Genomic DNA, 24,507 nt, shown 5'->3' with positions numbered 1-24,507 from the left:
TCGCATCGAAAACCAAGCGCAAACAGACCCCGTATGTGACTTTAAGGAGTAAGAACGTGACCGGACAGGGAACAATGACAGGCAAGGTCTTCAGCGGCCGTTACGAGATAAAAGACCGTATCGGCATCGGCGGCATGGCTGAAGTGTATCGCGCCCAGGACAATACGCTGGGCCGCGTGGTTGCCGTGAAGGTGATGCTGCCCCAGTTCGCGGCCGATCCCTCCTTCACCCAGCGCTTCCGCCAGGAAGCCGCCGCCGCGGCCAATCTGCAGAGCCCCTACATTGTGAATGTGTACGACTGGGGCCAGGACGACGACACCTACTTCATCGTGATGGAGTTCGTGCGCGGTTCCGACCTGAAGACCGCCATTCAGCAGCGCGGCGCCATCAACCAGCGCAAGGCGGCCGAAATCGGCTCCCAGGTGTGCCAGGCCCTTACCGTGGCCCACAACCAGGACATCATCCACCGCGACATCAAGCCGCAGAACATCATGGTGCAGCCCGATGGCAACGTGAAGGTGATGGACTTCGGCATCGCCCGCGCGAAGAATTCCGTGAACGACAAGACCTCGGCGGTGCTGGGCACGGCCCACTACATTTCGCCGGAGCAGGCCCAGGGCAAAGATCTTACTGCCGCCAGCGATATTTACTCGCTGGGCATCGTGCTGTACGAGGCGACCACCGGGCGTTTGCCCTTCGATGGGCCCGATGCGGTGTCGGTGGCCCTGCAGCAGGTGAAGAACGACCCCGAGCCGCCCAGCGCCATCAACCCCGATATCGATCCCGACCTGGAAGATATCATCATGGTGGCCATGGCGAAGAACCCGGCCGATCGCTTCGCCACCGCCAACGACATGCGTCTGGCGTTGAACGACTACCTGGCCGGCCGTCCCGTGGCGCTGCCCGGCGGCGGTGCCTTCACCAGCGCCCAGACGCGCGTGATGGGCGCGGTGCCCGCGGCGGCCCCGCTGGTGGACAGCACCCAGGTGATGCCTGCCGTGGCCGGCGCCGGCGTCAGCCCGTCCAGCACCGGCAGCTTCGCCCCCACCAGCTATCGTGGCGACACGAAGCCGCCGCAGAAGAGCAAGAAGGGGCTTATCATCGCTTTGGCCTGCGCCTTGGCCATCGCCGTTATCGGCGGTGTGGCCTTCGCCCTCTCCCAGGGCGGCGGGGCGGCCGAGGGCGACGTGTCGGTGCCTAACGTGGTGGGCAAAACCCAGAGCGAGGCCGAGTTCGAACTGAGCCAAGCGGGCTTCGAGGTGAACGTCACCCAGGTGACCGACGATGCCGTGCCCGTAGGCAACGTGATCAGCCAGGACCCGGCGGCCAACGAAACGCGGGCCAAGGGAACGCTGGTCACCATCATGGTGTCGCAGGGCCCCAACACCGTGGCGGTGCCCGACCTGTACAAGATGACGCCCGAAGATGCGGCCAAGGCCGCCGAGGCCGCCGGCTTCAAGATAGCGGAGCGTGAGAGCGGCTATTCCGACGACGTGGAGAAGGGCCGCATCATGTCGCAGACGCCGGCTTCTGGCGAGCAGGCGGCGCCCGGATCCACCATTGAGTACGTCATCTCGCGCGGCTCCGAGTCGGTATCGGTGCCCAACGTGGTGGGCGCATCGGAAGACGATGCCACCCAGCAGCTGCAGGATGCCGGCTTTGGCGTGGAAGTGAAGCGCGAGTACAGCGACGATGTGAAGGAAGGTCGCGTTATCAAGCAGAACCCGCTGAACGACAAGGTGAAGCCCGGTTCCACGGTGACTATCACCGTCAGCCGAGGCTCCGATACGGTGGAGGTGCCGAGCGTGGTGGGCTCGTCGCGCGACAGCGCTGAGAGCACGTTGCGCGACGCCGGCTTCGAGGTGAGCGTGAAGGAGGACTACTCCAGCGACGTGAAGGAGGGCCGCGTGATCAGCCAGAGTCCGTCGGGCGGCTCGAAGAAGCCCGGTTCCACGGTGACCATCACGGTGAGCAAGGGCCCCGAGCCCACGCCCGAGCCGACGCCCGATCCTGCGCCCGAAGGGGGAGAGCAGGGAACGACCACCAACTAGGGGCGTTCCATAACGAAACCGTGAATACGGACGGCCCGCTGCCGGCAGGTGGCGGGCCGCTTCTATAATGGAGGTTATGGAGAAGCTACTCGACATATTCAACAAGTTCGTCCACGAGGATTGGTTCACCACCTTGGTGGGCGCGGTTATTATCTGCGCGGTCACGTTCGTGGTGTGCCGCATCACTGTGGCGTTCATGCGGCGGGTGCTGAACAAAACGTCGCTTCTGCCTTCCAGTTCCATCTTCATCAACCTGGTGCGCGCTGCGGTGTGGATCGTGGGCGTTGCGGTTATGCTGTCGGTGTGCTTCAACGTGAACGTGAGCGCCATGATCACGGGCCTTGGCGTGGTGGGCATCGCTATCTCGCTGGGCTTTCAGGATACGCTGTCGAACCTCATCGGCGGCTTGCAGGTGAGCGTTTCCCGCAGCGTGGAGCCGGGTGACAACATTCGCATGGGGCCGTCGGGTGTGAGCGGCGTGGTGCAGGATGTGGCGTGGCGCTACACCACTATTGTGGATAGCTCGGGCAACGAGATCAACATTCCCAATTCGGTGATGACCTCTACGGCGGTGGTGAAGCTGTCGCCGCCCAGCTCGGTGAGCATCAACATGGTGGTCACCACCGATAGCGAGCGCCTAACGGCTGCGGCGCACCATATCGAGGATGCCGCCGAGAAGGCCGTTGCGCGAGTGAGCAAGATCAAGAAGGCTCCGAAGGTGAGCTTCAGTGCCATCACCGACCGTGGTTTCCAGGGCTCGCTGAGCTTCACCATCGCCGACGCCAGCAAGGCCTCGGCTGCCACCGATGCCGCCATCCGCGCCATCGCCCCCTACGTGCACAACCATTTCCCCGAGGAGGCTCCAGCCCCCGACGCCTCAACCGAGCACAACCCCACCACCCCGTAGGGGCGGCCTTCAGGCCGCCCGAGGATCGCGCCCGCCCGAGGCCCGCTGGGGAGCCGCCCGTCCCGTAGGGGCGGCCTTCAGGCCGCCCGGGAGCCGCCCGGGGTCGGAGGGAGGGCTGAAGCCCTCCCCTACGGTGAACTTCCAACCAGCTGCCTCCGCCATCCCGGTCGTCTGTTCCGCCCGCCCCGTTTCGGTCTCCCACATATCAAATTATTGTCAAGTCTTTCGCTCGGAACATCTTGGCGTATACTAAAGCCAAGCCCTGTTCCCGCCGCACACTGCGATGGACCGACGTATTTTAACGAGGGAGCTTTAGAAGCTGGTGGAATGGAGATTCGTATCCGTTGATACGAAAGCCAGGAGGCCAGATGCGAGCACCCACCTTTTGAGGTGGGTTCATCCTCTGGCGGGGGCGGGGCATTTCTGCGCGCCGGTTCCTTCCGCAGCTCCCCTTGTCCCGCTTTCCTTCCGGAGCTTTCCACCGCCGCGCCTTCTCCGCGAGAAACAATTCGATACCAGGTCAATCGCTGAGCCGCAAGGTCGCTTTTCGGCCGCTACCATGGAAACCACCGACGATGCACTGACGACGCAGGAAGGGGGCGCCCGTGGCCACGTTCGAAGAGTTCATGAAGCTCGTTGAGATTTCCCTGAAAGACAAAACCTCGCACAAGCGGCTGAACCAGATCATGCACATTATGCGCGAATATCACGTGCTGCGGGGGCTGACGCCCGAGAAGGCCGTGGAGGTGCTGCAGGCGCTCGGCCCCACCTACGTGAAAATCGGTCAGCTGGCCTCTAACCGCTCCGACCTTCTGCCCAAGGCTTACTGCGACGCCTTCGAGAAGCTGCGCGATGATGCGAACCCCATGCCTTTCGACCAGGTGATCGAGCAGATCGACCGCTCCTACGGTCGGTCGTGGCACGAGGTGTTCGCGTCTATCGATCCGGCACCCTTGGGTGCTGCCTCCATTGCGCAGGTGCACAAGGCGGTGCTGTTGGACGGCACCACGGTGGCCGTGAAGGTGCGCCGTCCCGGGGTGGTGGAATCTATGGCCGAGGACCTGATGCTGATGAAGCATCTGCTGGCCCTGGCTGAGTTCGTCAGCAACTCCCATCGCGACACGCTGCTGTCGCTGGAAGGCTTTGTGGAGGAAATCGAGCGCACCACGAACAACGAGGTGAACTTCACCATCGAGCTGAACAACCTGGTGCGCTTCCGTCGTGAACTGGCCGACGAGCCGGGCGTCACCTCGCCGATTCCCTACCCGCAGTATTCCACCGATGCCGTGCTGGTGATGGAATTCGTGCAGGGCGTGGAAATATCCCAGGTGGAAACGTTGCGCGTCCAGGGCGTGAACGTAGATCAGCTGGCCATGCGTGTGTGCCAGAGCTATGTGACCCAGGTGCTGGACAACGGCTTTTTCCACGCCGACCCGCACCCGGGCAACATTCTGGTGCGTGACGACGAGGTGGTGTGGATCGACCTGGGCATGGTGGGCTCGCTGACGGCATCGGAGCGCATGCTGGTGGGGAAGGTGTTCACGGCCGTGGCCACGGGCGACACCTACCTGCTGAAGGAGGCCATCATGGGCTTGGTGCGGGTGACCGGCCCGGTGGACCACGGCGCGCTGCTCGATTCCCTGTCGCGGCTTCTGGAGGAATACAGCACGGCCGAGATGAAGGACATCAACGTGGGCGTGGTGATGACCGAGATCATCGAGCTTCTGCGCGACCAGAACATGGTGATGGAGTCGTCGGTGACCATGCTCGCCCGCGGGTTCGTCACCATCGAGGGCGTTATCGCGCAGGTGGCGCCCAGCATCAGTGTCATCGAGATCGTGTCGAAGCACGTGATTTCCCAGCAGGCGGAACCGAAGTACGTGGCCACGCGCTTGGTGGACGTGGTTATGCACGGCGCCGGATCGGTGGAGGCCCTGGCGAAGCTGCCCACCCAGCTGTCGAACACCCTGGAGATGGTGGACCGCGGCCAGATCAAGGTGAACGGCGACATCGATGTGTCGGCGCGCATTCTGGCCACTGTGTACGCCTCGGTGGGACGCCTGTCGCTGGCGCTGCTGTCGGCTGGCCTGTTCCTAGGGTCGTCCATTCTGTGCACCACGGGCATGCAGCCGCAGCTTTTGGGCGTGCCGCTTTTGGGCGTGCTGGGTTATTTGGGCGCCTTCGTGCTGGGGGCCTACACGGTGTTCCGCATCATGGTGTCGCGCCATCGCCTGCTGAACAACGAGGAGCCGCGCTAGAGTTGTCGGCGCCGCCGGCAGCGCGCGTAACATCGCGTCTACAGCTGCGGAACGGCTGCGGCGCGAAAAAGCCGCGTGATACAATGAATCAAGGCATAATTGCTGAGTGTATAGGTAATGAATACCTGGTAGGAGGCGAAGGAGGCCCTCATGTATCGGAAGATTCTCGTTCCCTACGATAAGTCCGAGCCGGCGCAGAACGCCCTTACGGCGGCCCTCGATTTGGCGGCCGGCGTGCCCGACGCCCAGATTACCGTGCTGTCGGTGGTGGACTGGCACGACTTCAATGCGGAAACCTTCAAGATTGCCTCGCGCATGTCGGGCGTGATGGGCGATGCCATGGACATGGACGTGATGAACCAGGTGGAAAGCGAGGCCATCAAGGCCGACACCGACGCCATTGCCGAGAACATCGCGCCTCTGGTGGGCGACGCCCAGGGTGTGGGCATCGCTGTGGTGAACGGCTCGCCGCATGATTCCATCACCGCCTATGCCGACGAGGGCGCCTACGATTGCATCGTGATGGGGCATCGTGGCCTGGGCGCCGTGCGCGGTATGCTGGGCAGCGTGTGCTATTCGGTGCTGCACAAGACCAACGTTCCCGTGCTCATTGTGAAATAGCGTTTCGCGTGAAATGGCTTGAAAAGCACGGTTTTGTTACGCGAAGGAGCCCTGAAAGGGATACCGGCAATACGCCACCTGGGAAAACATGCGCAAGATAACGCATCAGGGACCCTTTTCCTGGGCAGGCGGTAACAAAACCGTCGATTCGAAGCCATTTCAGCGTTTTTGAGCGCGCGAAGAAAGGAACCGACATGGGCAGATCAGGCGGAGGCGGCGGCTTCTCGGGCGGCGGCGGTTTCGGCGGCGGCTTTGGAAGCGGCGGCGGGGGCTTCGGGGGAGGGTTCTCCGGAGGCTCGGGTCGCGGCGGCCGTTCGGCCGGTGGCTTCAGCGGCCCCCGCGTTGGCGGCGGTTTCAGCGGTTATCCCGGCGGCTACTATGGCGGCGGGGGCAGCTTCTGGGGCGGCCTGCTTGGCGGCCTCATCGGTTCCAGTCGCAGCGGCGGCGGAGGCTCGATGCCCCCGCAGATGCCCCCGCAGCCGAGTGGGCCGCAGCAGCCGGGGTCTTCCGGCGGCGGGCCGAATGCGCCCCAGCAGACGCCCCGGGGCAAGGCTCCCAACAGTGGATGCGGTACCGTTTTCGTTATCGTGGCAGCACTGCTGCTGGTGGTGCTGTTGGTGGTGGCCCTGGGCGGAGGCGGCTGCTCGTCGGCCAATGTGCCGGCGTCCACGGTGCAGCGCACGGCGTTGCCCGCCGGCGCCGCTACGGAGACCAGCTACTACACCGATGTGGATGGCGACTGGATTCACGACCCCGCCAAGCTCGAGCGCGGCCTGCGCCACTTCTACGAGGAAACGGGCGTGCAGCCCCACGTGTATATTCTGCCCAACGGATCGGTTACGTCCTATCAGCAGCTGCAGGCCATCGCCGAGGAAAAGTACAACGAGTTGTTCACCGACCAGGCCCACTTCGTGCTGGTGTTCTGCGACACGGGCGATGGGCGGTTCAACGCTGCCTACTGGGCCGGCGCGCAAACAGGCTCGGTGCTGGACGACGAGGCCATTCAAATTTTCAAGGCCTACCTCAGCCAAGACTACGACGACCTCAGCCTGTCCGAGGAGGAAATCTTCTCGAAGGCCTTCAGCGACACCGCCGACCGTATCATGACGGTGACGCCTTCGCCGCTGCCGATCATTGCGGTGTGCGCGGCGGTGATAATTGTGGCTGTGGTGGTGTTCCTCATCGTGCGGAACCGCCGTGCGGCCCAGCAGCGCGAAGCCGAGCGCATGCAGCAGATTCTGAATACGCCGTTGGAGTCGCTCGCCGACGCCGAACTGGCCGATTTGGAAAAGAAGTACGGCGCCCCCGCGGGGGAGTCGGACGCGCCGCCGGTTCAGCCGGCGCGCCCCCACTAGCAACCTGCGCCACTGGGCGCAAGCAATCGGCCTCCCGGCGAGGCCAATCGACCAGGCCGCAAGGCCGTCCCGCCCCAGCAGGGGCGGCAACTCGGCCTGCGGGCCAGATAGGAGACCGACATGGGTATTCTCGATCGCTTCACCTCCATCGTGAAGGCGAACATCAACGAGCTTCTGGACAAGGCGGAAGACCCGCAGAAGATGGTGGACCAGTACCTGCGTGAGATGACCGAATCGCTGGCCGAGGTACGCGAGGCCACTGCCGGCGTGATGGCCGAGGAGCGCCGCTGCAAGAAGCTGGTGGACGAAAACAACGCCGAGATGGAAAAGTACGAGGAGTTGGCTCGTAAGGCGCTGGCTGCGGGCAACGAGGCCGATGCGCGCGTGTTCCTGGCGAAGAAGCAGGAGCTGGCCGGTCGCACCGAGGGCCTGGTGGTGGCCTACGAAGGCGCCAAGGCCAACGCCGACAAGATGCGTCAGATGCACGACAAGCTGGTTTCTGACATTGAGGAGCTGAACGCGCGCAAGGCCACCATCAAGGCGAAGGCCGCCGTGGCGAAGACCCAAAGCAAGGTGAACGAGATGACCTCGGCCGGCGACCGTGCCGAGGGTGCCCGCAGCGCCTTCGACCGCATGGAAGCCAAGGCCGACGAGATGCTCGATCGCGCCAACGCCGTGGCCGAGCTGGCCGAGAAGCCCGCCGATCCCACCGAGGACTTGGCCAAGAAGTATGCCGAAGCCGGCGCCACCGCCGCCGTGGACGACGACCTGGCCCGCCTGAAGAAGGAAATGGGCCTGGAATAGCGGTCAAACCGCAAGCAGCAAGGCTGCTATGCCAGAGAGGCGGCCTTGGCGGCCGCCGCGAGTACCGAGACGCCAGCTTGGCGCGTGTGCTGCCTGCGAGGTGCCACACTCGCGTTCGTGATCAGTGCAGATTGGCCCCTATCTTGCAGAAATGCGAGATAGGGGCCAATCTGATCATATCGCGCTCTCGAAAATGCAAGATGACCCCCGATCTGACCGGATTTCTCTCCTTTGCGGTTGCTGAAATAGGTCAGATCGGGGGTCATCTCGCATTTCTGCAAGTTCGACCTCGATCTGACCTACACTCCTGCGACTTGCTTTTCCCACAGCCACATAACTTGAATCGCTCCTCGCAGATTAACTGCGGGTCAATTCACCAGACTAAACTCTCCTTAAACGATCGGGCGTTTTCGCGTCGGTTCTGGGTCGAAAGGGTTCATTCTAGGCAAATCCGGCCAGATGCGACGTTTTGCGCCATGATCGTCGAGGGTCTCCGTGGCATACTGGCTGGTGGGAGGGATAGGCATAGGGCATATCCCTGAAAGTAGTAGGTGGGGGTGAGCCTCCGCCGCGTACGGAAGGGGTTTCAATGACTGAAACACACGACTTCTCACGCCGCGATTTCCTGAAGATGGGCGCTGTGGGCGCTGCGGGTGCTGCAGCGGCGGGCCTGGTGGCTTGCTCGCCGGCGGCTGATGGCGGCTCTGCCAGCCAGGGTGGCTCCTCGGCGGCCGGCAGCGCCAGCGATGCCGCCAGCACCAACGACGTGGTGCTGAAGCTGGGCGACAAGATGCCCACCTGGTCGTTCATGGTGCCGCCCGAGCCCATTCCGGCCGACCAGATCACCGAGACCAAGGAAAACGACATCATCATCGTGGGATCGGGTATGTCGGGCCTCACCACGGCTGTGGCTGCTGCCGAAAAGGGCGGCAAGGTGACGCTGTTCTCGGCGTCCAGCGGCCCCATCAGCCGCGGCGGCTCCAACTACGCGCGCAATTCCAAGGTGATGGAAGAGCTGAAGGTTGAGCCCTTCAACCCCGTGCCGTTCTACTACCACGAGATGCGCGCGGCGTCGTTCGCCATCGACCAGCGCAAGTGGATGCGCGGCTACAACGAGTCGGAGGAGGCTATGAACTGGATGATCGACATCGCCAGCGAGGCCGGCCTGTCCGTCATTCTCGAGCGCGACAACAACTTCGACCTGGGGCCCCATTACGCTCATGCGTTCTCTACGCTGGGCGACTCGGCCATGGTGTCCACGGGCCAGCAGGGCGCCGTGGAAGCGCTGGAGAAGAAGGCGCTGGAATACGGCGTGGAAATCGTGTACGACATGAAGGCCGAGCAGCTCATCCGCGAGGACGGCGGCCGCGTAACTGGCGTGGTGGCGCAGAAAATTAACGGCTCCGGCGAGGGCTATGTGCAGTTCAACGGCAAGTACATCGTGCTGGCCACGGGCGACTACTCCCTGGATAAGGAGATGCTGGCCTGCTACTGCCCCGAGGCGCTTGACGTGGTGGGCTTCGATCAGGTGGAAACCGACTACAACACCAGCTTCCAGATGGGCGGCATCTACGGCGGCGACGGCCAGAAGATGGGCCTGTGGATTGGCGCCGCGTGGCAGAAGGCCGAGGCGGCCCCCATGTACCAGGGCGGCTGGGGCGGCGGCCACGAGCCGCTGGGCTTCCACTGGGGCCTGAACGTGAACACGCGCGCCGAGCGCTACCAGCGCGAGGACGTGTCGGCGCCCTACACGGCGCATCACCTGCTGTCGCAGCCCGAGATGAAGGCCTACGGCATTTGGACGAAGAACTACCCCCAGGCCATCATCGACCGCGGCCAGGAATGGTATCTGTTCGGCAGCGACTACACCCTGCCGCCGAAGACGGCTGAGGAAATGATCGCCATTTGGGACGCCGGCGCCGAGGACGGCTCGTACTTCAAGGCCGACACCCTGGAGGAGCTGGCCCAGAAGCTGGAGCTTGATCCCGCTAAGTTGAAGGAAACGGTGGATCACTACAACGAGCTGGTGGCCGCCGGTGCCGATACCGACTTCTACAAGGATCCCACCTACCTGGTGGAAATCGAGGCTACGGGCCCCTATTACGCCGCGGTGAACACCTGCACGTTCATGACCATCATGGGCGGCCTGCGCACCAGTGCCGACATGGAGGTGTGCGACGAGAACGACGAGCCCATCCCGGGTCTGTTCAACGTGGGCTGCATGATCGGCGATATGTACGCCAACGAGTACAACTTCGCCATCCCGGGCAACAGCTACGGCATCAACTGCCTGACCTTCGGCTACACCCTGGGTCATCGCCTGGCCGCCGGCGATTTCGCGTAAGCAAAGCGCTCACGCGAAAAGACGCGACGAATGCAAGAGGGCGCTTCTAACCGGGGCGCCCTCTTCGCATGTGGAATAGGCTTTGCGGTGGTAGGTGCCCCGTAGGGCAAGGGCTCTGCCCTTGCCGTTTGTTCGGCGGACACGTGCGGGTGGCCAGCAGGTGTTTCGTTGGCCTTCTTCTTTTGCGCGTGCTACAATGGCGAAAATACCTACGATTACTATGATTAACCGATAGGGTGGGGGCCATGTTCGGTGAGCTGATTGCCTGGTACCTCTTCTTTGGAGGCATGGCGGGGGGCGCTTGCTTGGCGGGGCTCCTGATAAAGGCGTGTGCCAGCATTTCCTGGCGAAAAGCAGGCGGAGCCGCCCTTGCATCTTCTGCCTTGGGGCAAAGGCATGCTCTTGTATGGCGTCAATTTCATGACCTGGTTGGCCGGCCTACCTTAATCGCGGCTACACTCGCTGCCGCTGTGGGCAGCATTTGCCTTCTTGGCGACATGGTGCGTCCCGAACAGGCTCACCTGCTGTTCATTCGTCCTGTTTTCTCGGTGCTTAATGTGGGAGCACTGGCTCTGGCATTGTTCCTCGTTGTGTTGATTGCCTTGCTTGCAATTGACCTGCGGGGTATCGACCTTTCGTTCAGGGTGCTGGTCGCCCTGAAGGTTCTTGCGGGTGCGCTTGCCTGCGTTATCATCGTGTACACGGGGATTTATCTCAACAGTATATGGACGATAGTGCCCTGGTCGTCGGCGTTTCTCGTGCCGCTTTTCCTGTTCTCGTCTCTTGCGACGGGGCTGGCGGTTCCTTTTCTTGTTGTGGGTATTTCCAATGTTGACCTAAAGCTTTGCAGCGAGCCGCTGAAGGTTTTGGCGCGCCTTGACGCCGTATGCATTGCGGGTGAGATGATATCGCTGATCGCCATGTTCATTCAGATGGGAGGGCTTGACGAGCAATCTCCGTTCGCGTTGTTTTTCTCCGACGGCCTCGGCCTGCCCTTTTTGCTCGGCTTCATCGGATGCGGTATTCTAGCACCACTGCTCCTTGACGCTCTGTCGCTGAGGGCCCGCGTAATTGGTCCATGGCATGTTCTCGTTTTAGGATTCACGACCATGATAGGCGGCTATTTTCTCCGGTATTGCGTGATGGGGGTCTCGGTTGTTTTCAGGGCAATGACCATAGCGGCCATTGGTGTGTGAGAGGTATTGAGTGTGACAGGAAAAGACGTGAAAGAGCTTGAAATAGATGAGCGCAGCACCGTTCCCATCTGGCTGCAGCTCCGGAATCGTCTCATCTATCTGATTACCTCGGGGCACTATAAGGCAGGTGAAAAGCTCCCCACAGTTCGAGAGCTGGCCATTAATCTCAAGATTAACTACAACACGGTAAACAAGGTGTACCTTAGCTTAATTCACGATGGGTACATCGTTTCCTTTCGGGGCAAGGGAACGTTTGTCGACGATATCTCCAAGTCGCGCAACGAAACCCAAAGCTCGCCGGCCGACGGCGTCATCGACCTCATGATAGACCGCTGCCTGGAGATCGGCGTTCCCCTTGACGACATAGCAAATCAGGTGGCACGAAGAATCGAGCAGTACAAGGCTAATCATCCGGACCGAAGCGGAGAGGGGCGGTAATGGCGAAGGAGAATGGCGTGGGTAATCGTGCGAGCAGGGAAAAGCCGCATTACGAGATGGAAGAGAAGCAGAGCACAACATCGCAGTACGGTTCCGTGCTATTTACGCTCACGGTGTTTGTGGTAGTTGCTGCAGCGGTGCTCTTCCTTACCTGGAGTGATGTCAGCATCGTCACGATCGCGCTAGCGCTGCTCTTGGGCTGGCTGATGGCTAGCGCGGTCAACATCGCCTTTCAGTGGGAGAAAGCCGTTATAGCGCGATTCGGCAAAATCAACCGTATTGTGGGTCCGGGAATATACTTCCTTATTCCCATTATTGAGTCGAAGGCGGCCACTATTGATCAGCGTGTAAGAACGACGGCCTTCGGCGCCGAGGAGACGCTTTCGAGCGATTTGGTGCCTGTGGACGTTGATGCGGTGTTGTTCTGGGTGGTGTGGGATGCCGAAAAGGCCTGCACCGAAGTGAGAAATTACGAGCAAGCCATATCGCTGTGCGCGCAGACGGCTATGCGCGACGCCATTGGCCAGATTAGCCTTTCCGAAATTGCCGTCCGTCGCAGTTATCTCGACAAGGAGCTGCAACGCATCATTTCCGAAAAAGTCGAGGAATGGGGCCTTTCGGTGGTATCGGTGGAAATTCGCGACATCGTCATTCCCAAGGAGCTTCAAGACGCAATGTCGAAGCAGGCGCAGGCGGAACGGGAAAGGGACGCCCGTGTGCTGCTTGCCGAAGTGGAGCGCGACATCTCTGAGATGTACGTTGAGGCGGCCAGTGTATACGGTTGTCCTGAGAAGGCCCTTCAGTTGAGAACCATGAACCTTGTCCACGACAGCGTGAAGCAACATGGCGGCATGATTGTCGTGCCGAGCGCCTATAGCGAGGGATTCAACGATGGTGGAATCGATGCCATGAAGGATCTTCTGCGCTAGAAAGCAATCCTCTTAAACAGCCTTTGACCAGCCCTTTTCCAAGGTCCGACTCATTATTCTCTAAAATACATACTTGTCATATAACTTGTATGATAATAAGATGACAGCATCGGAGATCTTCTGGAGGGAGAAGTCCATCTGCATGGCCATGCGCAGGCCATAGGAAACGCGGCCTTCTCGAGGGAAGCAACCTGCATCGCCTGAGGCGAGTTAGCGGTTGCAAAGGGCATCAAAGGAGGTTGTAGGTATGAGCAAGGGAACTAACACCGTTGAGCCGAGCTTTGGGCGTCGCACGTTCCTGAAAGGGTCTGCGGCGACAATGGGTTTGGCGGCACTGGCGGGCGCGGGATGCGCGCCGAAGGAAGAACTAGGGGAAACCGGCGAGGCTGGAGGAGGCTCTGCGGCTGCCGAGGCTCCCGAAGAGCAGATTTTCACGGGGGCGTGCCGAGGCAATTGCTTCGGTGGGTGCAAGCTGAAGATCAAAGTGCGCGATGGAAACGTCGTCAGCACCACCATGGGAGAATTCCCCAATCCTGAATACAATCGCATTTGCACTAAGGGTCTGTCCCACTTGCAGCGCATTTACGATCCCGATCGTCTGAAGGTGCCGCTGCGCCGTGTGGGCGAGCGTGGCGCCGATCAATGGGAAGAAATCACGTGGGACGAGGCCATTGAGGAAATCGCCACAACGTGGCAGGCGATTATCGATCAAGATGGCGCGGGCAGCATCGGCCTGGTGCCCAGCGCAGGTGGCAACTTTGGCTCGGCGTCCACGCAGTATCCGCAGCGTCTGAGCAACGCGTTGGGATTCACTACCATCAGCCCGTGCTATGACAACGGCTTGTTCGCCGGTGGCGGATTCTCGAAGGGAACGGGCGTAAACGAGATTACCGACATGCCCAACGCGAAGACCATCATCGTGTGGGGCGCCAATCCCTCCGAAGCGCAGACGCAGCATTGGCATTTTCTGACCGAGGCCCACAATGGCGGTTCGAAGTTGATTACCATCGACCCGAACTACACCAACTGTGCCGCTAAGTCCGATCAGTGGATTCCCATTCGACCGGCTACAGATACTGCGATGGTCATGGCCATGATGAATCTCTGCATCGATAACGGCTGGACTGACGAGGACTACATCAAAATCGGCACGGTGGGACCCTTCTTGGTGAAGGAGACCGACGGACTGTATGTGCGCCTGAGCGACATCACGGGTGAGGCACCTGCTGAGGATGCGGAAGATCCCATTGTGGTGACCGACGGCAACGGCAACTTCGGCGTGCCCGCAGACATCGCAAACCCCGTCATTGAAGGCACCTATGAGGTGAATGGAGTGAAGGCCACTTGCGCCTATACTTTGCTCAAGGACGCCATCAAAGACTGGACGGTAGAACGTGCGTCGGAGCTGTGCGACGTGCCTGTTGAGGTTATTACCGAGCTGGCTCGCGAGTACGCGCAGGAAGGACCTTCGACCATTTACACGGGGCTTGGTCCCGACCACTACGTTAATGGTCATATGTTCTATTTTGCTGTCACGGGTCTTGCCGGCATTACGGGCAATCTGGGCAAGCCGGGTGCCACCTGCGGTATGGACTGGCCGGTGGCAGGCTTCGGCATCTCGGCCGCTTCCATGCCCAAGCAGATCGTAGGCCCTGCGGGCGTGATTCCGGGTCCGCTGTTCCCCGTCAGCGTGAGGGAGGGGCAGATCGAGGGTCGTCCGGTGAATCTGCGCAGCCTGTATATCTACAGTGCGAATCCCGTTGCGAACCAGGTGGAGCGCAAGGCGTGGATTGAGGCCCTGAACGAGATGGAGCTGGTGGTTATCGCCGAAATGCGCATGACCGATACGGCTCGCTACGCCGATATCGTTCTGCCTGTCACGCACTGGTTCGAGATGACTGAGATCGCCCCGGTTATTACCCCTTACATGACGCTGCAGGAAAAGTGCATCGATCCCCTGCACGAAGCCAAGACCGATGTCGAGATCATCAATCTCATTGCGAACAAGATGGGACTGGTGGAGGACTTCCAGTACACCGAAGAGGAGTATCTGGCGGCCACGCTCGACAACGATAATGCCCGCGCACTGGGCATCACCTGGGAAAAGCTAAAAGAGGAGAAGTGCCTGCGCGATTATCCTGCCGAGCCCTACTACCTTGGCGTAGACGGCGTGTTCCCCACGCCTTCGGGTCGCGAGCAGTTCTACCGCGAAGTGGTCACGCCCTACGTTGATTACGGGCAGGTGCTGACCGATATGCGCGAGCGTTTGCCCTATTGGGAGCCGCCGGCAGAGGCGTGGCCGGAAAGCATCGGCGAGTTCGAGGCGAATCCTCTGGCGCAGAAATATCCGCTCATTTATTCGGGTGAACGCAACAAGATGAAGTGCCACACTCAGTTTGGCCACGCACCCTGGCTGCTCGAGCTGTACAGCGAGCCCATTGTAAAGCTGAACCCCGATGATGCGGCTGCGCGCGGCATCGCTGAAGGCGACTATGTGCGCGTGTTCAACGATCGAGGCTTCGTGGTGCTCAAGGCGGTAATTCACCCTGGCACGCGTCCGGGCATGATCATCGTTCCGAAGGGATGGGAGCAGGATCAGTTCGTCGCCGGCCATTATGCCGACCTGACCTCGCACGTGTTCAATCCCACGGTGCCGAATAACTGCTTCTTCGACACGCTTTGCGAAGTCGAGAAATACGAAGGAGGGGAATAGCCATGCGTTATGGTTTTGCGATCGATCTGAGAAGCTGCATGGGCTGCCATACCTGCACCATTTCCTGCAAGCAGGCCAACAATCTTCCAAACGAAGTGTTTTGGAACAACGTGAGAACCGATGGCGGCGACGCCAAGGACAGCGCCCGGGGAACTTATCCCACCGATCTGCACATGGTTCACTATCCCGTGAATTGCCAGCAGTGCTCGAAGCCGGCGTGCGTTGAGGTGTGCCCTACGGGTGCAAGCGTGAAACGCGAGGACGGCCTCGTGACCATTGACGGCGACACGTGCATCGGCTGCGGATCCTGCATCACGGCATGCCCCTATGATGTGCGCACGCTACTGGAGGACGAGCCGACGTATAGTGTCGGATTCCCGGTGGGCGATTGGGATGCTCGTCCGCATGTGGCGCACACGGTAACTAAGTGCACGGGATGCGCGCACCGTGTGGATCGCGGGGAAATCCCGGCTTGTATGGAGCTTTGCCCGGGTCGGGCACGTTATTGGGGCGACTTGGACGACCCCAACAGCGATGTGAGCAAGTTCCTGGAGGGCAAGGAGTTCGAGCAGTTGTTGACTGATAGCGGTACCGAGCCGAACGTCTTCTACGTGAAGTAGGCTGTGTGAGGCCGGGCCCGAAAGGGTCCGGCCTGCTGGGAGGAGGGGAGGACAGATGTCGGGGAACGCAAGCGGCAAAGGCGCGGTGTTCAAGCCTACTCTTGCGCAGCACGTGGCGCTTTACGAGGGCATCGAGTGCGACTACCGTGCAGAGGTTGAGACGCTGGGCCTCCCTTTCGCTTCTAGGAGAACCGATGCTGCTCAGGCTGCGGTGGAGCAGAGGGTGCGGGACTTGGCCTCTCGGGGCGTTTTGGTCGAGAACGGTGGCAAGAGCCTGCATCGCGGATGGATATCCCCAGCGTGCATTCAGTGCAGAAAAGGGCTGAACACCCTTACCTTGGGGTTGTCGACCCAATGTCCGCGCAATTGCTATTTCTGCTTCAACGCAAATCAGCGCGATCATGACGAACTGCAGCGGGGCATGCAAGACGCTTGCGGAGAACTGACCAACTATTACAACCGAGGTGCTCAACTGGAGCATATCGCCCTTACGGGTGGCGAGCCGTTGGTGCATAAGTCCGAGACCATAGAGTTCTTTGACTACGCGAGGAAGCTGTATCCCCATGCGTATATGCGGTTGTACACAAGTGGCGCCTACCTTGATGAAGAGGTTTTGCGGCGTCTGCGCGCGGTGTGTCTTGACGAGATTCGGTTGAGCATCAAGTTGGACGAATCCGAATCCTCCCACGAGGACGTACTCGCCCTCATGGTGTTGGCGGCTCGGTACATTCCCAACGTGATGGTGGAAATGCCCGTCGCCCCCGATTGGGTGCAGCCTATGAGGAAGCTGCTCGTCCAGCTGGATGCGATCGGCGTCAAGGGCATTAACCTGTTGGAATTCTGCTATCCGCTTCACAACGCCCACGAGTTTCTGCGACGCGGGTATGCCATCAAGAATCCTCCCTATCGCGTGTACTACGACTATGAGTATGCAGGTGGTCTTCCCATAGCTGGGAGCGAGGAAGCGTGCCTTGATCTGTTTGATTTTGCGATAGAACGCAACCTCTCAATGGGCTGCCACTACTGTTCCCTGGAGAACAAGTTCACGAGTCAGCTTTATCTCCAGAACGCCCCTTTCCAAGAGGCCTTTCCGCTGCGTACGCTTTCGGAAGAGGGGTATTTCCTGGAGTCGGCCAAGGCTTTTGGGGAAGAAGCCGGAGTAGTGGCGCGTCTTGCCAAGGACACGGGGGCGTTCGCTTGCGAATACAACGAGCGCGGCGACTTTGCGGAGTTCCCCCTTCATGCCGTGCCGCTGCTCTGCGAGGCTTTCCCGGATATGCCGATCGGCATCAGCGTGGGTGCGGTGGAGGTTGCCGTGCGGGAGAGCATCGGTGCGGCGAGCCCAGCGCCGGCACAGCGGGTTCCCGTGCTGAGGGAACTGAAGCTTGAACAGACAACGCCGCGGGCGTTTTGCGCGGCGGTGTCGGGGAACTGCGAAGAATGAAAGGGAAGCTATGAGCGAAACAAACGGTTACGCCGCCGTGGCGTATCACAGCGCCTTATCCGACTGGTATTCCTTGCTGTGCTATTTCCTGCAAGCTCCTTCAGAGGAAATGATCGAGCAGCTTGGCGCTCTCTCGGCTTCGGGGGATGTTCGCTCTATGGCTTCGGAGGCCGGCGTGGAAGCGGCGTCTCTGGCTGAAGTGCTTCAGGAACTCGATGAGCTTCATCGGAGCGTTTCTGAAGGGAGGTGCGGGCTTTCCGATATTCGGCAGGAGTATACGCGCTTGTTCATGCACCCGAAGCACCCCTGCGTTCAGCCCTATGAGAGCATGTTTGTGGACGGGGAAAGGGTTGCGGCTGGGAAGCAGTCGGCTCAACCATGCCTTTTCGTCAATCCAATAGCTATGAATGCCGTTGAACATTACAAGCGTGCCGGATTTCGCGTGCCGGGCCACGAGCTTCCCGCTGATCACATGGTCGTCGAGCTTGAGTTCGCCTCGAAGATGCATTGCCGGCTGGCATCCCTCGTGCACGAGGCGTCGACTGCGGATGACGGTGAGGCGCCGCGTTGCTCTGAAAGATTCAATGGGCTTTCCCAGCAGTTCTCGGCATTCAAAGAGGAGCATCTGCTTAATTGGATGCCTCGATTTTTCGAACGGCTTTCCCAGGAGGGCCGAGGCCCGCTTTACCCTTGCGTGGGAGCTCTGGGCTGCGTGCTTATGGACGCCGAGGGAGACCAGGGCGCGTGAGCCAACGAAAGTGAACACTCTGAAAGGATAGAAATGAATTTAATCGTTGCCTGCATTCTTGCAGGGGGCTTCTCCTACTTTCTCAGAAAGCCCATTCGGAAGCATCCTGGAGTCTTTTATCTTGTGGCGCTTGCAGTGGACGCGCTCATGATGACGAATGCGATTGCCGGCTTCTCTCCCGTTGCTGCTCGTATGCTCTTTCCGTATTTGCAGCAGTCGCTGTTTGCCTTCGGCATTCTCTCGGTCGTGATGATGGTGGGCGTATTGCCCGAAGGGAGCCTCAAGCGTTCCCTTCGGCCCATTCGCGGTGAGTTGTCGATCATTGCCAGTATTCTTATTGCGGGTCATGTTGTTCACTACGCCAATCCGATGCTGACACGCGTTTTCTTCGGAGGAATGGACGCGACTGCGGGAACGTTTTGGGGGACGGTTTTGTCTCTCGTGTTGATTGCTCTTCTTGTGGTGCTGACGGTTACCTCGTTCAAGGTGGTTCGCAACGCCATGGCGTCCGTGACTTGGAAGCGCGTTCAGATGCTGGCCTACGTGTTTTACGGCTTGGTCTTTTGCCACGTTTTCGCGATGCTTCTTCCGTCGGCCATGGGCGGGGGTGCCAAGGCCGTGGTGAACGTGGTTCTCTATGTGGCTATTTTACTGGTGTATGTCGTAGGTCGCTTGGGTCGTGCGTATCGTGATAGGCACGCGGAGAACATGCGGTTTGCGCCGGATGGAGAGCTCGCCGAAGCATAGCGTTCTCGCTGGCAAGCGCAAGCTCTTGCATCTTTAGTTCCCTCCCAAGGGCCGGAAGCCTTTCGCTTCCGGCCCTTTTGATGGGTGCTCACGCATAGCGGAGGGGCAGAGCCCTTTTCCTACGAGGGGGAGCCTCGTAGATGACGCTAGATAAGGCTCTCCTGCACGTATTCCTTGAATCCTGGCAGATCGATGGTGTAGCGTCCCTGGCCTACGTCCCCTATCACGCCGCTTTCCAAGAGGCGCCTTTTGTACTTGGAGGCGTAGTTGCTCTGAACGCCCATCGGCAATAAGCGCCTCTTTCGCATTTTTCGCAACCAGGCGAAAGTCTCTTGCATGTCGCTATGATATTATTGCGTCAACGCAATAATTAATGCGAAGGAGGGACGATGCTTTCAGTGAAAGAAGCTGCTCGGGAACTTGGGGTGACCCCCTCCCGCGTGAGGGCTCTTATCAAGGCCGGTCAGCTTTTCGCTGTAAAGAACGGTCGCGAATGGGTGCTTCGCGAGGAGGACGTGCTGGCGCGTCTGACGGAGGCGCCCCGTGCAGGGCGGCCGCGGCGCGCTGAGGCAGAAAGTCGGGCGGCGCAGCAGCAGGAAGGAAGCGTGGTGTTTCCCGCTGATCAGGCTGCCCGCGCCCACGATGTGTACGACGAGTGCCGGCGCATGTTCGGCCGCCTTCCCTCTGCGGAGCTGATGGCCGCCGCTCGCAGCAAAGAGGAGGCGTCTTTCTACATGGCCGCATTCGACTTCTTCCTTCAGCAACGTCAGCGGGAGTTGGTGCGGGAAGGGGTCTTCTGATGCGGCCCGTTTACGTGGTGTTTGCAGGGGTGAACGGGGCGGGGAAGTCGACGTTCTACCATGCGGGCCTGTGGCGTGAGGAGGGAATGCCCCCTTCCATGGCCCGGGTGAATTCGGATGAGATCGTTGTGGCCCAGGGTGGCGATCCGGCCTCAGATGCCGACCAATTGCGCGCGGGCCGCGAGGCTGTGCGCCTTATAGAGGAGCACTTTTCGCGCGGTCGCAGTTTCAACCAGGAAACCACGCTGACGGGCCACGCGGTGCTGCGCAACATGCGCCGCGCCCGCGATGCGGGCTACCGCGTTGTGCTGTACTACATTGGGGTCGACGCCCCTGCTGTGGCCATCGACCGTATCGCACATCGTGTGGCGGTGGGAGGCCACGACATCGACGATGCGGCGGTGCGCCGTCGCTACCGTGCCTCGCTGCGCAATTTCTCCCATGCGCTCGATGTGTGCGATGAGGTGACAGTGCTGGACAACACAGTGGAATTCGTCGCCATTGCCCGCTGGAGGGCTGGCGTTCTTGCCTGGGTGGGAAATGTGGCGAAGCACGGTGCGTGGCTGATGGACGCAGTGCGCGACGAAAGCCTCTGGAGGGCGTAGGGCCTGCGGGTTTCGCAGGCCCTGGAGGCGCTATGGGTGATGAAGGGCGTTGCGAAGCTCATTCATGCGGTGCATGCAGTATTGGCGAAATTGATCGTCGGTCATGGCGGCGTATGCGATTTGGGGGCGCTGCGACGCTACGCACTCCACACCTGGAGAATCAATGTCGGCGAACATGGCTGCGAGATATCCCGCAGCCGCCTGTGCGTCCTTCTGATGGGAACAGCGAGACAGCCCTTCCAAAACTTTCGTACGCCATGCGGGAAAAGCGTCGAGAACGTAGAACGCATAGTAAAGGTCTTTGGCGGTTTTGCGGGCGCCTTTTCTTCTGGGGGCAACAAGGATTTTATGGAGCACGTATTGGCTTGGCCGCGGGACCTTAAGGCATCCGGAACCCTTGAGCGCATAGTTTTCCAGCGGAAAAGACCAGGGGTTGTCGAGAAGAACATCGATGTGCTGAAGGGCCTGGGCGTTGATGGAGCCAATAACTTCGACAGGGCGCCTGGTCGCTCCGGCTTCGGTGAGAAATTCTATTTCGGCCTGCTGGTTGTCTTCGAGGTCCTTGACGTATTTAACGACGGGAGGAATGTCGAGGGAGGAAAAATCGTAGCTAAAGCCTGCGCTGAGGATAGTTTTGTCTAAGGTGATGGCATGCTCGACAAATGCATGGCGAGCGATAACGGCATCGAAATCGGCCGTTAAGAGCGGCTCGTGGGTTGCCGCTCCTTCGTAGAGCTTGACGTAGAGATAGGGCACCCATCCGCCAGCGACGACAAGCTGGTCTAGATAGGGCTCTATGGCCTGAATACATTCTTCCAAAACCCTATCTGCGGAAAGGCTCATAGCTGATCGCCTTCTTTTAAGAGAGGTCGGATGCGGCGTTCGTAGAGGTGCTCGGCGGCTTCTTCGCCACGCTGGGGCTGGCATTGAAGGTCAAGATAGAGTTGAAGATCGGAAACGACCGGAACGCCGTCAACGGAGCGGACCCCGTAAAGAGAGGAGAGGGGGTAGGCGGCTTCGCGCACATTGACATTGGCCCCGCGCTCGACGGGCATGGCTCCCAGTTTTTCCAGAATCTCGCTGACGGCATCGCGATTGCTCGGCAGGATGTCTACGGTGTCGAACGATGCGTGCGGATCGACAAACGAGGCCCCGCTTCGGTCGGTAAGCGCCCCGTTGCCCTCAAGCGCGCGACCTACGAGACGAGCCAGCTGCGCAGGATTTGCTTCCGGCAAATACCAGCCCCGACTTTGCCGCCGTCGCGCTTTCTGTTGGTAAGCGTGGCTCCAATCTTGCAGAAGAAGATTGCGGTTGACGAGTCGAATGCCGCTTGCTGTTTTCGTAGCATAATGCAGCTCGCCTAGAGAAGCGACGACTTTCGATACGTAACCAGGGCTCAGGGCGAAACCCTGCTCGCCGAGCGCAACGCTTATGGGACGGATGCCCAGCGTGTCCCCGGAGAAGAGAAGCCTTATGACAAGGGACGCCTTATCCGAGAAGGGGTCTTGCGACACCGCCGGGGCAGTCTCTTTTTGCCTGCTGCCGCAGCGGTCGATGAAAACGCCTTCGGCTTCTACCCATGCGTTTCCTTCCGCATCAAGGTAGCAGACATTTTCCTCTCGGAGGAACTGCTGCTTTTGAGGCGAGAGATAAGGCGCAACAAGGAGAGGGGTGGGGCCCGAGGCGGCGTTGAAGGCCCTGATCTGCTGCACTGCTTGCGAGAGGGCCGCCATACTTTGGAACGAACCCGTTTCGAAACACACGTCGAAGGGCAAGTTCTTTCCGAAAGTGAGGCGTCCCGAGGCGTCCCACCTCCGACCTGGAGTACCTGATTGTGGGTGTATTTCAAGCTGCTCAAGCTTTCCGAAGGGGAGAGCGCGCTCAACCGCACGCAGAATGAGGTCGTGCTCGTTTAGCATACTGTTTCCTTAAGACATATTGTTTCTTTAAAAGGAAACAGTATGTCTTAAGGAAACATCTGTCAAGAAGAACCTGAGAAGGATGGTCGTTTGCGGAAGGGGCAGAACCCCTTTCCTACGGGTGGTGTGTGGTTGGGTTATTCGTCGGGGTAGACGAGCACTTCTAGGGGGCCGTGGGTGGTGTTGCCGGCTTGGTCGGCCAGGTGCAGCTCGTAGGTGCCGCTGGGCAGCTGGAAGCGGTACGAGCGCAAGGTGTCTGTGCCCGTTGCATCCAAGGGGTGGTAGACGGCGCCGTTCGCGTCGGCGCACCAAGCGTCGGCCACGCCGGAGATGTCGTCGGCGATGGTCAGCACCACCAGGCCGTTTTCCACTTCCTGCGCGGCAACGGTGGGCGCGGCAACATCGGCAGGGGCCTCGGCGGTGGGCGTGGGCTCGGGCGGCAGCACCTCTTCGGGCGGCGCGACGGGCTGCAGCGCCAGCCCCACCGCGCCCACGGCGGCTGCCAGCGCCACAGCTGCCACGGCGCGCGTGCCCAACTGGGTCAGGCGCTCGTGCGGGCTGGGGGTCGGGGCCGCATCGACGCCGGGCAGCGTACGCGTTTCCACGGCCGCTGCCAGCGCATCGGCCACGCCGAAGGGCAGTAGGGCCGCGCCCATCTTCATGCGCAAGGTGGTCAGCGCCTGGTTGATGGTGCGCTTCACCGTGCTTAGCGACAGCCCCGTTTGCTCGGCGATGTCGGCCAGCTTCAGGTTCTGGTAGTAGCGCATCAGCAGCACGTCGCGCTCCTGGTCGGTCAGGTGCTCCTGCAGCGCGCGGGCCAGGCGCTCGTGCTCGTCTTGGGATGCCAGCGCTTCGGCAGGGTCGCTCGTGCTGGGGTCGCGCCGCCCGTGGGCCAGCAGCTCCAGGTCGTCGTCGGCCACGGCCACGGCGGCGCTGGGCGCGTTGGAGTCGCGCAGGTACTTGCGGCACAAGTTGCGCGCTGTGGCATTCAGATAGGCCACCACGGCCCGCGGCTGAATCTTCTGGATGTTGCGCCATGCCACCAGGTACACCTCTTGCAACACGTCGGCCGCGGCCGCCTCGCCGAGTTTGCCCGCCAGGGTGAAGTACTGCACTTGGGCGGTTTTGCGATACAGCTCGTCGAAGGCCGCGCGGTCGCCCTCCTGTGCCCGACGCACCAGCTGGGCCAGGTGCTCGTGGGGACTTAAGGGTACGGGCATGGAGGCTCCTTCGGAAGGGGATGGCGCGGGCTGGCTTTCCATGATGAAGCAGCATTGCTTTCGCTGCAAGAAGCGCGCTGCCATCGGGTCGAAAGTTCGCCCGCCCATCCTCGGGAAAACCAAAATCTTTTTTGAGCTGTTTTCGCATCGAATGGTATAAAGGCAGCGACGACTTACGAGGCGCGGCCACCTCGCCGAAAAAGTTTGGCGGAATTTGAACCATTTCAGAAACGACGGGAATATACACGCATTGAGAGAATTGGGTAAGCCATCTGGCGTTTGAAATGGGGTGTATACCATGACCTCCGCGAAAGCAGAGAAGGGAGAGCTGCGCCGTCCGGCGCTTAAGCGGCCTGGGGGGGGGCTCTCTGCGCAAAGGCTTGTCTCGTGCAACTCGCATCGCACTTGCCGCTCTGATTGTCGTTACGCTAGTGCCCGGCATTCCCGCCTCTCAGGTGGAGGAAGCACAAGCCGATTGGGCGGGCACGACGAATTACAAAGACTTTTTCGTTATATCTAATCGTTGCGGTACTGTGGGCCAAATCAATGGTGCTACGCTTCGTGCATGTTGCACTGATTCGCCTAGTTATTATCAGGCCGTGGACGCGACCAGCCGGTCATCATCGGCTGCCTTTGTGTCTAAGGAGAAAGTGTCGCTCCTCTGCGATTGGAGCATTGCGGCGAGTGTTGATTTCCGAGGTCTTAGTGTCCACGCGGACAATGATTCGGTTGGGTTCAATATCAATGCTGGCTTAGCGACCACAAACGATGCTACCAAATTGGATGGT

At 60.4% G+C, this 24,507-nt stretch carries 21 protein-coding genes; 17 read left to right on the top strand and 4 right to left on the bottom strand.

The annotated features are described in order from the left end of the window. The first annotated feature begins 74 nt into the window (after window positions 1–74). From pknB to VIN30_RS01410, 15 genes are all read left to right on the top strand, one after another. Window positions 75–2,051, top strand: coding sequence for a Stk1 family PASTA domain-containing Ser/Thr kinase (pknB, locus tag VIN30_RS01480; RefSeq protein ID WP_479273908.1), 1,977 nt, complete (start codon window positions 75–77; stop codon window positions 2,049–2,051). A gap of 76 nt (window positions 2,052–2,127) precedes the next feature. Next, the gene (locus VIN30_RS01475; protein ID WP_338208698.1) at window positions 2,128–2,958 is read left to right on the top strand and encodes a mechanosensitive ion channel family protein; all 831 of its coding nucleotides are present in this window, start codon (window positions 2,128–2,130) and stop codon (window positions 2,956–2,958) included. Between the two features lie 605 nt (window positions 2,959–3,563). Then, window positions 3,564–5,216, top strand: coding sequence for an ABC1 kinase family protein (locus VIN30_RS01470; protein WP_338208696.1), 1,653 nt, complete (start codon window positions 3,564–3,566; stop codon window positions 5,214–5,216). A gap of 150 nt (window positions 5,217–5,366) precedes the next feature. Beyond that, complete coding sequence (locus VIN30_RS01465) at window positions 5,367–5,837, top strand: universal stress protein (protein WP_326424790.1); 471 nt, start codon at window positions 5,367–5,369, stop codon at window positions 5,835–5,837. 194 nt (window positions 5,838–6,031) lie between these two features. Then, window positions 6,032–7,192 carry a hypothetical protein gene (locus VIN30_RS01460; protein WP_338208694.1) on the top strand — a complete coding sequence of 387 codons (1,161 nt, stop codon included), beginning with the start codon at window positions 6,032–6,034 and terminating at the stop codon, window positions 7,190–7,192. Between the two features lie 120 nt (window positions 7,193–7,312). Continuing rightward, window positions 7,313–7,996 (top strand): PspA/IM30 family protein, encoded by a 684-nt coding sequence (locus VIN30_RS01455; RefSeq protein WP_338208692.1) that lies wholly within the window; start codon window positions 7,313–7,315, stop codon window positions 7,994–7,996. A gap of 589 nt (window positions 7,997–8,585) precedes the next feature. Next, window positions 8,586–10,340, top strand: coding sequence for an FAD-dependent oxidoreductase (locus VIN30_RS01450; protein WP_338208690.1), 1,755 nt, complete (start codon window positions 8,586–8,588; stop codon window positions 10,338–10,340). Window positions 10,341–10,585: 245 nt separating this feature from the next. Next, window positions 10,586–11,536: an NrfD/PsrC family molybdoenzyme membrane anchor subunit gene (gene nrfD / locus VIN30_RS01445; RefSeq protein ID WP_338208687.1), complete on the top strand. Its 951-nt coding sequence runs from the start codon at window positions 10,586–10,588 to the stop codon at window positions 11,534–11,536. A gap of 27 nt (window positions 11,537–11,563) precedes the next feature. Next, the gene (locus VIN30_RS01440) at window positions 11,564–11,974 is read left to right on the top strand and encodes a GntR family transcriptional regulator (RefSeq protein WP_338208686.1); all 411 of its coding nucleotides are present in this window, start codon (window positions 11,564–11,566) and stop codon (window positions 11,972–11,974) included. Continuing rightward, window positions 11,974–12,903 (top strand): slipin family protein, encoded by a 930-nt coding sequence (locus VIN30_RS01435; RefSeq protein WP_338208684.1) that lies wholly within the window; start codon window positions 11,974–11,976, stop codon window positions 12,901–12,903. Before VIN30_RS01440 ends, VIN30_RS01435 begins: the two co-directional genes overlap by 1 nt. A 247-nt stretch (window positions 12,904–13,150) precedes the next feature. After that, entirely contained in the window at window positions 13,151–15,616 is a 2,466-nt protein-coding gene (locus VIN30_RS01430; RefSeq protein WP_338208682.1) for a molybdopterin-containing oxidoreductase family protein, read from the top strand. 2 nt (window positions 15,617–15,618) lie between these two features. Then, window positions 15,619–16,236 carry a 4Fe-4S dicluster domain-containing protein gene (locus VIN30_RS01425; protein ID WP_338208680.1) on the top strand — a complete coding sequence of 206 codons (618 nt, stop codon included), beginning with the start codon at window positions 15,619–15,621 and terminating at the stop codon, window positions 16,234–16,236. Window positions 16,237–16,291: 55 nt separating this feature from the next. Then, window positions 16,292–17,680, top strand: coding sequence for a radical SAM protein (locus VIN30_RS01420; RefSeq protein WP_338208678.1), 1,389 nt, complete (start codon window positions 16,292–16,294; stop codon window positions 17,678–17,680). Between the two features lie 10 nt (window positions 17,681–17,690). Continuing rightward, window positions 17,691–18,428 carry a TorD/DmsD family molecular chaperone gene (locus tag VIN30_RS01415; RefSeq protein ID WP_338208676.1) on the top strand — a complete coding sequence of 246 codons (738 nt, stop codon included), beginning with the start codon at window positions 17,691–17,693 and terminating at the stop codon, window positions 18,426–18,428. Window positions 18,429–18,461: 33 nt separating this feature from the next. After that, window positions 18,462–19,175, top strand: a complete 714-nt coding sequence (locus VIN30_RS01410; protein WP_338208674.1) for a hypothetical protein — start codon at window positions 18,462–18,464, stop codon at window positions 19,173–19,175. A 146-nt stretch (window positions 19,176–19,321) separates the two neighbouring features. Here VIN30_RS01410 and VIN30_RS01405 read toward each other — a convergent pair whose 3' ends face one another. Further along, window positions 19,322–19,459, bottom strand: coding sequence for a hypothetical protein (locus VIN30_RS01405; RefSeq protein ID WP_338208672.1), 138 nt, complete (start codon window positions 19,457–19,459; stop codon window positions 19,322–19,324). Window positions 19,460–19,564: 105 nt separating this feature from the next. Here VIN30_RS01405 and VIN30_RS01400 point away from each other — a divergent pair, with 105 nt between their 5' ends. Both VIN30_RS01400 and VIN30_RS01395 read left to right on the top strand, forming a co-directional pair. Next, window positions 19,565–19,975: a helix-turn-helix domain-containing protein gene (locus VIN30_RS01400; protein WP_338208670.1), complete on the top strand. Its 411-nt coding sequence runs from the start codon at window positions 19,565–19,567 to the stop codon at window positions 19,973–19,975. After that, on the top strand, window positions 19,975–20,580 hold the full coding sequence (locus VIN30_RS01395) for an ATPase (RefSeq protein ID WP_338208668.1): 606 nt from the start codon (window positions 19,975–19,977) through the stop codon (window positions 20,578–20,580). Before VIN30_RS01400 ends, VIN30_RS01395 begins: the two co-directional genes overlap by 1 nt. 30 nt (window positions 20,581–20,610) lie before the next feature. Here VIN30_RS01395 and VIN30_RS01390 read toward each other — a convergent pair whose 3' ends face one another. The 3 genes from VIN30_RS01390 to VIN30_RS01380 all read right to left on the bottom strand — a co-directional run bounded on the left by VIN30_RS01390 (window position 20,611) and on the right by VIN30_RS01380 (window position 23,719). Next, the gene (locus VIN30_RS01390; RefSeq protein ID WP_338208666.1) at window positions 20,611–21,423 is read right to left on the bottom strand and encodes a GSU2403 family nucleotidyltransferase fold protein; all 813 of its coding nucleotides are present in this window, start codon (window positions 21,421–21,423) and stop codon (window positions 20,611–20,613) included. Continuing rightward, complete coding sequence (locus VIN30_RS01385) at window positions 21,420–22,499, bottom strand: type IV toxin-antitoxin system AbiEi family antitoxin (RefSeq protein WP_326424782.1); 1,080 nt, start codon at window positions 22,497–22,499, stop codon at window positions 21,420–21,422. Before VIN30_RS01385 ends, VIN30_RS01390 begins: the two co-directional genes overlap by 4 nt. A gap of 137 nt (window positions 22,500–22,636) precedes the next feature. After that, window positions 22,637–23,719, bottom strand: coding sequence for an RNA polymerase sigma factor (locus VIN30_RS01380; protein WP_338208664.1), 1,083 nt, complete (start codon window positions 23,717–23,719; stop codon window positions 22,637–22,639). Window positions 23,720–24,507 lie beyond the last annotated feature (788 nt).

The organism is Adlercreutzia wanghongyangiae (assembly GCF_035989245.1).
In the GTDB taxonomy this organism is placed as follows: domain Bacteria; phylum Actinomycetota; class Coriobacteriia; order Coriobacteriales; family Eggerthellaceae; genus Adlercreutzia; species Adlercreutzia wanghongyangiae.
Note: the sequence above shows the minus strand (reverse complement) of the source record. Positions and strands in the feature narration are given on the sequence as shown.